This window comes from Geodermatophilus dictyosporus (assembly GCF_900115505.1).
In the GTDB taxonomy this organism is placed as follows: domain Bacteria; phylum Actinomycetota; class Actinomycetes; order Mycobacteriales; family Geodermatophilaceae; genus Geodermatophilus; species Geodermatophilus dictyosporus.
The window spans coordinates 208,463-221,336 of record NZ_FOWQ01000003.1; the positions used below are offsets into that span (position 1 = coordinate 208,463).

Sequence of the window (12,874 nt, forward strand, 5' to 3'; positions counted from 1 at the left end):
GCGTGTCGTCGGCCGTCCGGGCGCCTCCGGTCAGGAGGACCGGCCGGCCGTGACGGTGGGCTCGGTCGCGCCGGGATCCCTCTTGAGGACCGGCGGCAGCGGCGGCGTCGCCGTCCGGTCCGCGACGCCGGGGTCGGGACCGGAGACCTCCCGCTCGGAGGACGGGAGCCAGGCGCGTCGGGTGACGAGGACGCCGGCGCACTCGCGGCCGGTCAGGGCCAGCTGCCGGCGGAAGTCCCGCAGGTCCTTGCCGCCGCGCGTCCCGCGGACCACGGCGACCACGGCCCCGACCTGGCCGAGGAGACCGAAGGCGGCGGGGTTGCCCTGCAGCGAACCGGCGTCGATGACGACGACGTCGACGGAGTCGAGCACCGGTGCGAGGAAGCGCTGGAGGACGTCGTCGGCGGCCACGACCGCACCGTTGACGTAGCCCACCCGGACGAGCCCGCCGGAGGGGGAGCCCAGTGACGGCACCCGGGGGAGCGCCCGCTCCAGGTCCCCGCCCTGGCCCAGGGACTCGATCGGCACGGTCGCCGCGGGCACGCCGGTGCGGTGCAGCAACCGGCCGTCGGGGTTGGCGTCGAGCAGGAGCACGGAGCGGCCCTGCGCCGCCGCCGCGGAGGCCAGCCCCAGGGCGGCGCTGGTGGCACTGCTGCCGCGACCCACGTCCGTCAGCAGGATCGTGGGGGAGCTCCCCTCGCGCAGCCGGTAGCGGATCGCCTGGAGCGCCATGGTGTAGACGGCGCGGCCGGGCTGGGTCGGGGTCGCCGAGGGCAGTGCCCGCACGGGGACCTCACCGAGCAGCGGCCCCCCGGCGTCGGCCGCCAGCTGGTCGGGCCCGGTCGGCCGGCGCCGGCTGCGCCAGCTCACCGCGAGCCCGGCGGACAGCAGGAAGGCCGCAGCAGCCGCGAGGTAGGCGTCGCGCTCGGGCGTGGGCGAGGAGGCCTCGGTGGGCACCGTCGCCGGCTGGATCACCTGGACCCCGTCGCCGAACGTCGCGGCGCGCGCACGGATCTCCAGCACCGCGGTGGGGTCGGACGCGCTGGCCGCGGCCGCCTGGTCGGCGAGGAGGTTCACCTGCTCGGTGGTGAACAGCGCGTAGGCGGTCCCCACCGCGTCCGCGCGCCGGGCGGCCAGGCCCGGGTCCTCGGCCTCGGCGGTCACGTTGATGACGTCGCTCGGACCGAGCGGATCGGCCGAGATCTTGCCGCGGAGCTCCGTCCCGGGGATGCCGTCGTTGAGGACGAGGGCGGCCCGGTTGAGCACATCCACCGTGGTCATGATCTCGGCCTGGTTCTCGACGTAGCGGTCCGGGTTGCCGCCGCCGCCCCCGTCGACCGGCGAGAAGTTCGTCGCGGAGGACAGCACGACCTGCGCGGTCGCCGAGTACACCGGGGTCCGCTCGGCGCTGCGCGTGTAGGCGACGTAGCCCACGATGAGGGTGATCAGCGCAACGGGGACGGCGGCGCGCAGGAGGAAGGGGAGCAGGCCCGACCCCGACCGCTGCCGGTCGTCGTCGGCGAAGTCGCCGGTGCTGGCGTGGTGCGGGCTCGTGGTCATGCTCGACTTTCTGTCCTCGGGGCGGGAGAGGGTGTGGCGTGGCCGGGGCGCTGCACCGGGTGCAGCGCGTGCGGGCCCACCGGCGGTCACGTGAGCGCTCCGGTGCTGCGGTTCAGCGTGCCGTGTCGCTGACCCCCCGGCTCGCTCCCCCGTGTTGGCCGGGAGCAGGTGCGAGGGCCGGAACACGATAGACGGGCGCCGGCCGGGCGTGCTGTCGGCGTGGGTCCCAGCACGGCAGGGGCACGCCTGCCGGCTGCTCGCGGACGAGCCCGCGGACGCCGGCGTGCGCGACCTCGGTCGGGCACGGTCCGGAGTCGATCGGCTTCCCCACGGCACCCATGCTGCACGATGGTCCGCGGCCCGACCAGGATCTTCGGTGGGATCGGGCCGCCCCGCCCGTCCGGGCGACGGCCGGGCGGGGGAAGCGGTCACCCGACCGGGGCAGGGTCGAGGCGTCCGTCACACCCGGGAGTCCGTGCGGCGGGGCGGTGTCAGCGTCCGGTCCACCCGAGCAGTTCGTCCACCGGCCAGCTGTTGACCACCCGGTCGGGGTCCACTCCCGTCTCGACGGCGCGCTCGCAGCCGTTGCCCTGCCAGTCGAGCTGGCCCGGGGCGTGCGCGTCGGTGTCGATGGCGAAGGTGCAGCCGAACTCGACGGCGAGGGCGAGCAGCCGCAGCGGCGGGTCCAGCCGCTCCGGCCGGGAGTTGATCTCCACCGCGGTCCCGTGCTCGACGCAGGCGGAGAAGACGGCCTCGGCGTCGAAGGCGCTCTCCGGGCGCGGGCGCTGCCGCCGTCCCTCCCGCTGCTCGCGGGGGATGAGCAGCCGGCCGGTGCAGTGCCCGAGGACGTCGGTGTGCGGGTTCCCGACGGCGGCGAGCATCCGCTCGGTCATCGCTGCCGACTCGGCGCGCAGGTCGGAGTGGACGCTGGCCACCACGACGTCGAGGCGGTCGAGCAGCTCGTCGGTCTGGTCGAGGCTGCCGTCGAGGTGGATGTCGCACTCGATGCCGGTGAGGATCCGGAAGGGGCGCAGCTCCTCGTTGAGCCCGGCGACCACCTCGAGCTGGCGCTCCAGCCGCTCGGCGCTCAGCCCGTTGGCCACCGTCAGGCGCGGCGAGTGGTCGGTCAGCGCCATGTACTCGTGGCCCAGCGCGATCGCCGCCTCGGCCATCTCGCGGATCGGGCTGCCGCCGTCGGACCAGTCCGAGTGCGTGTGCAGGTCGCCGCGGAGGGTGGCGCGGAACTCGGCGACGTCGTCGGCGAGCGGCACGAGCTCGGCGTGGGCCTCCTCGAGCCGGGCGAGGTACTCCGGGACCTCGCCGGCGTGCGCCTGCACGATCGCCGCGCCGGTCTTGGGGCCGATGCCGCGCAGGTCGGTGAGCGTGCGCGTGCGGATCCGCCGGTCGAGCTCCTCGGGGCCGATGGTGTCCACGACCGCGGCCGCCGTGCGGAACGCGGCGACCCGGTGGGTGGGCTCGCGGGCGCGCTCCAGGAGGAAGGCGATCCTCCGGAGCGCGGCCGCGGGCGGGAGCGGCGTGGTCAGCTGGCCTTCCTGAGCTGCTTCTGGGTGCGCTTCTCGGCCTTGGCGGCCCGCTTCTGCGCCTGCTCGATGCTCCGCTCGGTGGCCGTGGAGGCGCGCTTGGCGGCGCGGCGGGCGCGGTAGCCGACCGATGGCCGGCCCTCGGTGTCGACGGCGGCGATCAGCAGCCCGCCGAGCAGGCCGGCGTTCTTGAGGAAGTTCGACAGCTGGCCGAAGCGCTCCTCGGGGTCCTCGTGCTCCCAGAACCGGTGGCCGGCCAGCGTGGTCGGCACGATGCTGGCCGCCATCACCAGCGCGGACAGCCGCGGCAGCTTGCCCAGCGCGAACAGCGAGCCGGCGCCGACCTTGATCGCGGCGTCGGCCTTCACCCACTGCTCGACGTCGCGGGGGACCTGGACGGGCAGCTGCTCGTCCGCCGCCCGGGCGATCTGGTCGACGACCGGCCGCGCGCCCGGCACCCGCGTCTGCGGGTTGCGCAGGGTGTCGATGCCGCCGTAGACGAACGACGCTGCGAGCAGGGGCCGGGCGATCCGGCGGACCAACATGGAGGACCTCTTCCGTCGGTGGACGTGTGCGGTGCGGTGTCCTGTTGCCCGTCGAGCGGCGCGGGACACCCTGACCGGGACCGTAGTGATCCACGCGGTGCCCCGCCCGTCCAACGCCGCCGCAGGCTGCTGGCGACCTGCCGGCGGGTGACCCTGCCGGGCTCGGCCGGTCGGCGCGGGTCCGTGGTGACCGCGCCGGGCTGCTGCGCGGTCACCACCCTCGGCCTGGCGCCACCGTCGTCGCTCAGTACGCCCCGTCGCCGCGCAGCACCGTGACGAGCGTCTTGCCCAGGATCATCAGGTCGAAGGTCAGTGACCAGTTCTCCACGTAGCGGACGTCGATGCGGACCGAGTCGTCCCAGGACAGGTCGGAGCGACCGCTGACCTGCCACAGGCCGGTCAGTCCCGGCTTGACCAGGAACCGCCGGTGCATGTCGGGGCCGTAGAGCGCCACCTCATGGGGCAGCGGCGGACGCGGGCCCACCAGGGACATCTGACCGCACAGCACGTTGAGCAGCTGGGGCAGCTCGTCGAGCGAGTAGCGACGCAGGACGCGCCCGACCGGGGTGACCCGCGGGTCGTCCCGCAGCTTGAACAGCACGCCGTTCCCGTCGTCGGCGCCCTGCCGCGGCAGCGGCACCCGGTCGGCGTCGACCACCATGCTGCGGAACTTCAGCATGCCGAACCCCTGCCCACCGCGGCCGACCCGCTCCTGCCGGAAGAACACCGGCCCGGGACTCGAGGCCTTGACCGCCGCGGCGACGACCAGGAGCAGCGGGAGCAGGAGGACGAGGCCCACCAGGGCGGCGGTGCGGTCGAAGGTCTCCTTGACCAGCCGGCGCACGCCGTGCAGCTCCGGCCGCTCGACGTGCAGGAGGGGCAGGCCGCAGGACGGGCGGATCCGCACCCGGGGGCCGGCGAGCTCGGTCACGGCCGGTGCCAGCAGCAGCTCGGCGCGGGTCCGTTCCAGGTCCCAGCCGAGACGGCGCAACGCGCTGCCGTCCAGCTCGGGGGTCGGCAGCACGGCGACGGTGTCCACCTCGTGGGCGCCGACCACGTCGACGACGTCGTCGAGGTCCCCGAGCACCGGCAGGCCGTCGAAGGACGCGGTGGCCGGCGAGGGCAGGCAGCAGCCGATCACGCGGTAGCCGTGGTGCGCCTCGCGGCGCAGCTGCTCGTGCAGTGCCGCGACCGCGGAGCGGTGGCCGACCAGCAGCGTGGTCTGCAGACACCTGCCCTCGGCGCGCCGGTGGTGCAGCCACGTGCGCTGCGCGTACCGCTGGCTGAGCGTGAACAGGCAGCTCAGGGGCACGGCCACGACGACGAACCCGCGGGCGACCTCCAGCCGCAGGGCCCAGGAGAGGGTGCCGACCCCCGCGAGCAGCATGGCCGTGGCGAGGAAGACCCGGCGGAACTCCTCGGGTCCGTCCCAGAGGAAGCGCTGCTCGTAGGCCCGCGCCAGGGACATGACGGCCACCCACACCAGCGGTGTGAGCAGGGGGAGGGCGGGCGCCTCGACCGCTCGGACCTCCGGGCCTGCGCCGGGAGCCAGCCAGCTGCTGAGCGCGGCGGCCACGAGGGCGCAGGCGGCGTCGGCGGCCACCAGGCGCCGGACGTACGTCGTGCGCCAGGCACGACGGGCGACGGTCCCGTCGCCCCGGAGGGAGGACCGCTGGGTGTCGAGGGGGACGCTGTGGACAGACCTCATGGATCGAGTCCTTCGTGCGGGCGGCGCAGGTGGGCGCCGGGAGAGCGGGAGATCGAGGAGGCACGCTCGAGTGCCGTCGGGTGTCCGGCGCGGCGCCGGGCCGAGGGAGGGGCGAGGAGCGCGTCGCTCAGCCGGGACGGGTGCCCGGTTGCCCCGCTCGCTGGGTGGCGTGTCCGGCCGCCCGCTCGATCCGGCGTACCGCCGCGGAGGACGACGCCAGGTCGGCCCCGGCGCCGGGCACCGCGAGCGGGGACCCTCCGGTGAGGTCCGGGCCGCCCGAGGACGCGACGGTCCCGGACGACGCGGTGGTCGCGGAGCCCGACGGCGCGGGCGGGCCGACGGGGACGGCCGGCGGAGGTGGGGGCGGGGGAGGTGGCGACACCGGCGCCGACGGTGACCACGTGGGGCTCGACGCGGGGGCGAGGACGGATCCGCCACCGCCGACGGGGTCGTGGCCTCGGGGCGAGGGCGGCGTGTCCGTCGCCGTCGCCGGGGAGCGGGCGCACAGGACCGGGGACGCCTGCCCGGTGCCGTCGACGGCGTCGGGACCCGCCCCGGTCACCGGCCCGGAGGGCGCGGCGCCGTCCACCGGGCCGGCCGGGGCGACGGCCGGCACCTCGGCGGGGACCGGCTCGGTGGCGACCGTGGTGACCGTCGTCAGGACGGTGGACGGGACCGTGACGGTCTCGAGGGCCGGCTCCGCGACGCCGGACGGATCGACGGTGCTGGTCGGCTCGACGGGGACGACCGGATCGGCGGCGGTGTCCGGCTCGACGGGGACGACCGGATCGACGGGGACGACCGGATCGACGGGGACGACCGGATCGGCGGCGACGACCGGATCGGCGGCGGTGTCCGGCGCGGCGGGCTCGACCGGCTCGCCGGAGCCGCCCGGGTGCCCGTCGGTGTCGGTCCGTCCGTCGGTGCCGGTCGACGGCGGGGCGTCAGGGTCGTCCGGGGCGGTGTCCGTGGCCGACGGTGCGCCGGAGGTGGGCGGCGTCGGCTCGGGCTCCGGTGTCGCAGGCTCCGGTGTCGCCGGGGGAGCCGGGGCCGACGGCGGTGTGGCGACCGGCGCGGACACGCCGGGTGACGCTCCGGCCGGTGGAGGGTCCTCGCCGGCGGCGGGCGGCGGTAGGGCGGGTGTGGTCGACCCGTCCGTGTCCGACGTGGGCGCGACCGGGGGCGTCCCGGTCGCCGGCGGGTCCGCAGGCGCCGGCAGCGGTGACGGGACGTCCTCCGCGGGGGCGGTCCCCGGCTCCTGGTCCGCGGCCGTCGGCGCCGGTGTCTGCCGGGTGTCCGCGACGGTGTCCGCGACGGTGTCCGCGGAGGCGGGATCCGCCTGCAGCGCCAGCACGAACCACCCGGCGACGACGAACAGGGTGATGGCGAGGAGGCGTCGGACCGTCAGGGCACCCCGGTGCAGCTCTGCGGGCGCCGGGAGCGGCACCGCACTGCTGCTCCTGGGATCGCTGTCCACGCACCCCGCCTCGGTCCGCTCCTGGCCTCTGTCCGCTCCGAGCAGCCACCATCAGCAGCAGGACGACGCCACGTCAACGCCACCTGGCCGGCCGCGGCGTGTCCGAGCCGCCACTCCGGTCGACCGTCACGCACGGTGAACAGTCGCTCGACGATTCGAGCACTCGGGGTCCGGGCCGCCGCCCCCCGGCCGGCAGGGCCTCAGTCGGTCCGGCTGCAGTACACGGTGAGCGGTGAGCGCTTGCGGAACAGGAACGACGACGCCGCGGGGGCCGTCTCGCCGTCGTAGGCCACCGCCTCGGGTCCCGACCACAGCTGCACCCGCACCTCCGGGGTGGCCACGGTGGCGTAGCCGGAGCTGCGGTCGCTGACGCCCAGCAGCGCGCCGAGCACCGCCCGGGTGCGGCTGAACGGGACGTCGGCGCGCAGGTACTGGACGTCGAGCAGCCCGTCCTCCAGCCGCGGCCGCCACGCCGGCGCCAGCCCGCGCGGGGTGTAGCGGCAGTTGCCGACGAAGAGGATCCAGACCTCGACCGGCCGGCCGTCGACCACCATCGACACCGGCTGCTCCTCGCGCAGCACCCGGGCGGCGGCCACCGCGGTGGCCAGCCAGCGCCCCAGCCGGCCCTCCAGGGCGTCGCGCCGCCGCACCAGCTCGGGGTAGGCGCCGATGCTCGCGGTGTTGAGGAAGGGCACCCCGTTGACCTCGGCGACGTCCACGCACACCGCGCGTCCGTGCTCGACCGCCGCGGCCGCCTCCTGCGGCGTCTCGACGCCGAGGTCGCGGGCGAAGTGGTTGAGCGTCCCGGCCGGCACGACGACGAGGGGCAGGTCGTGCTCGAGGGCCACCGCTGCGGCGGCGGCCACGCTGCCGTCCCCGCCGGCCACCCCGAGCGCGCGGACCCGGTCCGAGCGGGCCGCCTCGGCCAGCAGCTCGCCCACCCCGCGCTCCGCCGAGGCGGACTGCACCTCGGCGGCCGGCAGCAGCTCCCCGACCTCCGCCGCCGGGTCGTACCACTCCGGCCCCGAGCGCGGGTTGACCGCGACCACCAGGCCCTCCCCGCCGGGCAGCGCCGGCGCCGCGGAGGCCGGGCGGACCCGCGCCGGCTCGGTGGGCGGCACCGGCCACCACCGCCGCCCGGCCAGGGCCACCCCGGTGCCGATGGCCAGGCCCGAGACGACGTCGCCCGGGTAGTGCACGCCCACGTGCACCCGGGAGTAGCCGACCGCCAGCGCCAGCGGCCCGAGCGCCGCGCCGGCCAGCGGGCTCTCCAGGGCCACGCCCGCGGCGAACGCGCCTGCCGAGGCGGAGTGGCCGCTGGGGAAGGAGAAGGTGTGGTGTGCCCGGGACAGCCTGCGGTGGCTGGCCAGGTTGGCGAGGTCGGGCCGCACCCGGCCGAAGAGCTTCTTGAGGACGGCGTTGACCACGGTGCTGGACACCGCCAGCGAGCCGACCCCGCGCAGCGCGCCGCGCCGGAGCCGTCCGCGGCGCAGCCCCAGCACCAGGGCGACGGCGAACCAGAGCTTCCCGTGGTCCGCGGTGACCGACAGCCGGCGCAGCCACCGGTCGGCGGGGGAGTCGGGCAGCGCCCCGATCGCGGCGTGCAGCCGCGCGTCCCAGTACCGGAGCCGCAGCGGGGTCACCCGACGGACGTTACGGCCCCGTCCGGACCGGCGTCAGGTCTTCCGGCGGGCGCGGTAGGCGGCCACGGTCGAGCGGCTGGCGCAGGTGTTGGAGCAGTAGCGCCGGCTGGCGTTGCGCGAGGTGTCGACGTAGACGTCGTCGCAGCCCTCGGCCGAGCAGACGCCCAGCCGCTGCCAGCCGTGCTGGGCGACCACCTGCGACAGGCCCATGGCCACCGTCGTCGTCAGCTGCTCGAGCGCCGGGGCGTCGGGGCGGGCGTAGTGCAGGTGCAGCTCGCCGTCGTGGTCGGTGGCGTAGGGGTGCGGGCGGGCCAGCGCGAGCAGCTCGTTGAGCCGGGTGATCACCTCGTCCTGGGTGGCGGCGACGGCGACCGCCCGCACGAGGTCGGCGGTCGCGGCGGCCCGGCGCGCCTCGGCGGGGGAGAGCTCGAGGGGCGTCTCGAGGGTGAACCACTCGTCGTGCGCGCGCAGGAACGCCTCGGCCCACCCGGGGTCGGCGTCGCGGTCGGCGTTGGCCAGGTCGATGGCCAGCTCGACCGCGTTCGATCCGTAGGTGTCGTAATCCATGTGACTCCCTACCGCCCTGCTAGTCTTGTAGGTGGTCAACGTCGATTGACCGACTACTGTTCCTGGTGCTGCAAGTGGTGAAGCGGGTCCTCGTCGTGCGTTCCTACCTCTCGGTCTGGCGTCTGCCGTCCGCTCCCGTCCTGCTGGTCGCCGGGTTCGCCGGCCGGCTGCCGTCGGCGATGGTCCCGCTGGCGCTGCTGCTCATGGTGCAGCAGCAGACCGGTTCCTACGCCGTGGCCGGGCTCGCCGCGGCCACCTACGGGCTGGCCATGGCGGCCATGGCCCCGGTGCTCGGTCGGCTGGCCGACCGGCGCACTCCCCGGCCGGTCCTGCTCGCCCAGGCCGCGGCCTACCCGCTGCTGCTGGTCCTGCTCGTCGCCACCGTCCTCGGGGGTGCCCCGACGGTGGCCGTCGTGGGCGCCTCCGCCGCCGCCGGGGCGAGCACGCCGCTGGTCTCGGGGGCGGTCCGCGCGATGTGGTCGCGGGTCGACCCGGGCGTGCGCGGCACGGCCTACGCCCTCGACGCCACCGCCACCGAGCTGGTCTTCGTGGCCGGCCCGACGCTGGTCGCCGCGCTGGCGGTGCTGGCCACTCCGGCGTGGGCGCTGGCCGTGGCCGGGGTGCTCGCGGTGGCCGGCGCGACCGGCGTCGCGACGTCGTCGGCCATGCGCGGGTGGGTGCCGGTGCCGGCGGCGACCCGGACCAGCCCGTTCGCCACGGTGCTCGCCCCCGGCATGCCGCGGGTGCTGCTCAGCGGCACGGCGCTGATGCTCGGCTTCGGCGCGCTCGAGGTCGCCGTCCCGGCGTTCGCCGACGCGGCCGGCTCGCCGGGGCTCTCCGGCCTGCTGCTCGCGCTGTGGTCCCTGGGCTCGGTCGCCGGCGGGCTGTGGTTCGGCGCCCGGGTGGTCAGCGCCTCGTTGCCGCGCCAGTACCGCTGGCTGCTGCTCGGCGTGACCATCGGGCTGGCCCCGCTCACCGCGGCCTCCAGCCCGTGGGTGCTCGGCGCCCTGCTGTTCCTCGGCGGGACGGCGATCGCGCCCACGCTGACCGTGCAGAACTCGCTGGTCGGCGCGCTCGCCCCGGCGCACGCCACGACCGAGGCCTTCACCTGGCTGTCGACGATCGCCACGGGCGCCTCGGCGGTCGGCGCGGCGCTCGGCGGCGCGCTGATCGACGGCCCGTCCGGGGTGACCGGCAGCCTGGTCCTGGCGGTCGCGGGGGCGGCGCTCGCGGTGCTGGTGACGCTGGTGCCCGGCCGCCGTCCGGTGCCGGCCGCGGCCCCGGAGCGCGTCGCCGTCTGACCCGCCCTGGGACCCCGGGAGGGGGCGCTGGTAGTCTCATCCGCGGTGGTTCCGAGGGGACTCGGACCCCGGGAGGCTTCGCCTAGTCCGGTCTATGGCGCCGCACTGCTAATGCGGTTTGGGTTAATCCCCATCCCGGGTTCAAATCCCGGAGCCTCCGCGCACGACAACTGCACAGCACGCACCCGTAGCTCAACGGATAGAGCATCTGACTACGGATCAGAAGGTTAGGGGTTCGAATCCCTTCGGGTGCACGTCTGGTTGAGACAGCGCCTGCGGGTCTCCCCTCCGGGGGAGGCCCGCAGTCGTCTCTCCGGGGCCTCGTGGGCGCGGTGTGTGCTCCCCGGCGCGGGCGGCGACCACGTCCTGCGCTCAGCGGTGGCGCGCGGTGCGGACCGCAGGCCGGCCGGATGACGACGCGGTCCAGGCCCCCGGGTCGCCCTGGCGGTGTTCCGTCACCTCGACGGTGGCCGTCCACTCGTAGCACGGCACGTCGTGCCGGCCCGTCGTCCGCGTCGGCCCCTCGATCTGCAGCGTCGACCAGTCCGGCCTGACGCCGTCGGCGGCTGCCAACAGCCAGAGCTGTCCGCGTAACCCCGCGGCCGCCCGCGCCCGGTCGTCGTACGGCACTGCGGCAGCCGCTCGGTACGTCACCCGCCCAGCGTGGTCCGGCAGGCCCCGGCAGGGCACCGGTCGGTCGCGGGACGTCACCCGTGCGGGTCGCTCGGCGACGACCTGGTCCTCGACGGCGGCCGGCGGTGCCCGGGAGGCGGCGGAGCGCCGGGCCTGCCCCTCGACGCGAGCCGGGCGTGCGGGTCCTCGCCCCCGTCGGGGCTCCCACGAGCCGCGATCCCTCGAGGCGCCCACCTCGTGAGGGAGCTGCGGGTGCGCGTCCGGTCGGGACCGCACCGCGGCCCCGACCTCCTCGTGGAGGGCGGGGCCGCGGTGTCTCCGGGGTCGGGTGCGGGGCGTGGCCGCACGGGGTGTGGATGTGTGGGGCGGGGGGCCGGTCCTGGCGGTCTGGCCGCGTTGGTCGATCCACCGAGCTGTCGGTGGCCACTCGTTTGCCGGCTGCCCCCGCCCACGACAACTGTGAGCCGCGTCACAGGGAGAGTCAACCCCGCGTCCGCCCGGGCGTGTCGATCACCCGACGCGACGCAGCACCTCGGGCGTGAGCTCGGCGACCGAGGTGTGCCCGGTCAGGCCCAGGGTCAGGTCGAACTCGCCGAGCACGTCGGAGACCACCTGGCGCACCCCGGCCTCCCCGGCCAGCCCCAGTCCCCAGGCGTAGGGCCGGCCCAGGAGCACGGCCCGGGCGCCCAGGGCGACGGCGACCAGCACGTCGGCACCGCTGCGGACGCCGCTGTCGAGCAGCACCGGCGCCCGGTCGCCCACCGCCGCCACCACGTCGGGCAGCGCGTCCAGGGCGGAGATCGAGCGGTCCACCTGCCGCCCGCCGTGGGTGCTCACCACCACGCCGTCGACCCCCTCGTCCAGCGCCCGCCGGGCGTCGTCGGGGTGCAGTACGCCCTTGAGCAGGATCGGCAGCCGGGTGCGGGCGCGCAGCCACGCGAGGTCGGCCCAGGTGATCGAGGGCCGCGAGTAGATCGCCTGGAAGGTCTCGACGGCGGCCCGCGGCAGCGGCGAGCGCAGGTTCTCCCGGAGGGGGCCGGGCCAGGCGCGCGCCATGCCGACCATCGCCAGGACGGCGGCCAGCGTCGGGCGGGGCTGGCGGTCGCGCCCCGCGGCCTCCCCGGCCTGTGCGGGCGCGGCGTCGCCGGCCTCGGCCACCCGCTGCTCGACCAGGCGCCGGAACACCGGGTCGGAGGTGTACTGCGCGATGCCCTTGCCGAGGGCGAAGGGCAGGTGGCCGAGGTCGAGGTCGCGCGGGCGCCAGCCGAGCATGGTGGTGTCGAGGGTGACCACGAGCGCCTCGCAGCCGGCCGCCTCGGCGCGGGCCACCAGGCTCTCGACCAGCTCGTCGGAGGTCGACCAGTACAGCTGCGACCAGCGGGGCGCGTCGCCCATCGCAGCGGCGCAGGTCTCCATCGGCACCGACGCCTGGTTGGAGAAGACGAACGGCACGCCCAGCGACGCCGCGGCGCGGGCCACCGCGAGGTCGGCCTCGCGGTGCACCAGTTCGAGCGCGCCGACCGGGCCGAGCAGCAGCGGCGCGGGGACCCGTCGGCCGAACAGCTCGACGGAGGTGTCGCGGGCGCTCACGTCGCGCAGCACCCGGGGGACGACGGCCCACCGGTCGAAGGCCGCGCGGTTGGCCCGCTGCGTGTGCTCCTCGCCCGCGCCGCCCGCGACGTAGGCGTAGGCGCGGGCGGTCAGCCGCGCCCGCGCCCGGCGCTGCAGCGGCCGCGCGGTGGTCGGGACGAGCGGCGTGCGCCCGTACACGCCGGCGCGGTAGACCTCGTTCTGGCGACGGCGTCCGGTCCCGGCTGCTGAGTCCACGGCGCCACCGTAGTGACCCCGCTCACCCGTTCCGGACCCGTACCGGCCGGTATGACACGCCCGGGTCACGAC

Annotated in this window: 10 protein-coding genes and 2 tRNA genes; 3 read left to right on the top strand and 9 right to left on the bottom strand. The window is 76.3% G+C overall.

The features are described from left to right. Window positions 1-30: 30 nt before the first annotated feature. The 7 genes from BMZ33_RS08215 to BMZ33_RS08245 all read right to left on the bottom strand — a co-directional run bounded on the left by BMZ33_RS08215 (window position 31) and on the right by BMZ33_RS08245 (window position 9,041). Window positions 31-1,560, bottom strand: coding sequence for a YveK family protein (locus BMZ33_RS08215; protein ID WP_091109092.1), 1,530 nt, complete (start codon window positions 1,558-1,560; stop codon window positions 31-33). A 491-nt stretch (window positions 1,561-2,051) separates the two neighbouring features. Further along, window positions 2,052-3,104 carry a PHP domain-containing protein gene (locus tag BMZ33_RS08220; protein WP_091109737.1) on the bottom strand — a complete coding sequence of 351 codons (1,053 nt, stop codon included), beginning with the start codon at window positions 3,102-3,104 and terminating at the stop codon, window positions 2,052-2,054. After that, window positions 3,101-3,646, bottom strand: a complete 546-nt coding sequence (locus BMZ33_RS08225) for a DoxX family protein (protein WP_091109093.1) — start codon at window positions 3,644-3,646, stop codon at window positions 3,101-3,103. The genes BMZ33_RS08220 and BMZ33_RS08225 overlap by 4 nt, the downstream gene beginning before the upstream one ends. 244 nt (window positions 3,647-3,890) lie before the next feature. Then, window positions 3,891-5,354, bottom strand: coding sequence for a sugar transferase (locus BMZ33_RS08230; RefSeq protein WP_091109094.1), 1,464 nt, complete (start codon window positions 5,352-5,354; stop codon window positions 3,891-3,893). A gap of 127 nt (window positions 5,355-5,481) precedes the next feature. Beyond that, on the bottom strand, window positions 5,482-6,435 hold the full coding sequence (locus BMZ33_RS08235) for a hypothetical protein (RefSeq protein ID WP_136697242.1): 954 nt from the start codon (window positions 6,433-6,435) through the stop codon (window positions 5,482-5,484). Window positions 6,436-7,031: 596 nt separating this feature from the next. Beyond that, window positions 7,032-8,474 carry a bifunctional phosphatase PAP2/diacylglycerol kinase family protein gene (locus tag BMZ33_RS08240; protein ID WP_091109096.1) on the bottom strand — a complete coding sequence of 481 codons (1,443 nt, stop codon included), beginning with the start codon at window positions 8,472-8,474 and terminating at the stop codon, window positions 7,032-7,034. Between the two features lie 33 nt (window positions 8,475-8,507). Next, on the bottom strand, window positions 8,508-9,041 hold the full coding sequence (locus BMZ33_RS08245) for a CGNR zinc finger domain-containing protein (protein ID WP_091109097.1): 534 nt from the start codon (window positions 9,039-9,041) through the stop codon (window positions 8,508-8,510). A gap of 65 nt (window positions 9,042-9,106) precedes the next feature. Between BMZ33_RS08245 and BMZ33_RS08250 the strand changes: the two genes are divergently transcribed. From BMZ33_RS08250 to BMZ33_RS08260, 3 genes are all read left to right on the top strand, one after another. Next, the gene (locus BMZ33_RS08250; RefSeq protein WP_169064056.1) at window positions 9,107-10,342 is read left to right on the top strand and encodes an MFS transporter; all 1,236 of its coding nucleotides are present in this window, start codon (window positions 9,107-9,109) and stop codon (window positions 10,340-10,342) included. A gap of 71 nt (window positions 10,343-10,413) precedes the next feature. After that, window positions 10,414-10,502: transfer RNA gene (locus BMZ33_RS08255), tRNA-Ser, on the top strand. 21 nt (window positions 10,503-10,523) lie between these two features. After that, a tRNA-Arg gene (locus BMZ33_RS08260) sits at window positions 10,524-10,596 on the top strand. Between the two features lie 118 nt (window positions 10,597-10,714). On the opposite strand, the gene BMZ33_RS08265 is transcribed toward BMZ33_RS08260, so the two are convergent. Further along, window positions 10,715-10,996: a hypothetical protein gene (locus BMZ33_RS08265; RefSeq protein ID WP_136697243.1), complete on the bottom strand. Its 282-nt coding sequence runs from the start codon at window positions 10,994-10,996 to the stop codon at window positions 10,715-10,717. A gap of 489 nt (window positions 10,997-11,485) precedes the next feature. Beyond that, complete coding sequence (locus BMZ33_RS08270; RefSeq protein WP_091109099.1) at window positions 11,486-12,802, bottom strand: alpha-hydroxy-acid oxidizing protein; 1,317 nt, start codon at window positions 12,800-12,802, stop codon at window positions 11,486-11,488. Window positions 12,803-12,874 lie beyond the last annotated feature (72 nt).

What these genes read in the sequence shown, in the direction of transcription:
- BMZ33_RS08225 (WP_091109093.1), bottom strand. Translation starts at nt 3,646, where the DNA reads ATGTTGGTCCGCCGGATCGCCCGGCCCCTGCTCGCAGCGTCGTTCGTC.
- BMZ33_RS08245 (WP_091109097.1), bottom strand. Translation starts at nt 9,041, where the DNA reads ATGGATTACGACACCTACGGATCGAACGCGGTCGAGCTGGCCATCGAC.
- BMZ33_RS08215 (WP_091109092.1), bottom strand. Translation starts at nt 1,560, where the DNA reads ATGACCACGAGCCCGCACCACGCCAGCACCGGCGACTTCGCCGACGAC.
- BMZ33_RS08230 (WP_091109094.1), bottom strand. Translation starts at nt 5,354, where the DNA reads ATGAGGTCTGTCCACAGCGTCCCCCTCGACACCCAGCGGTCCTCCCTC.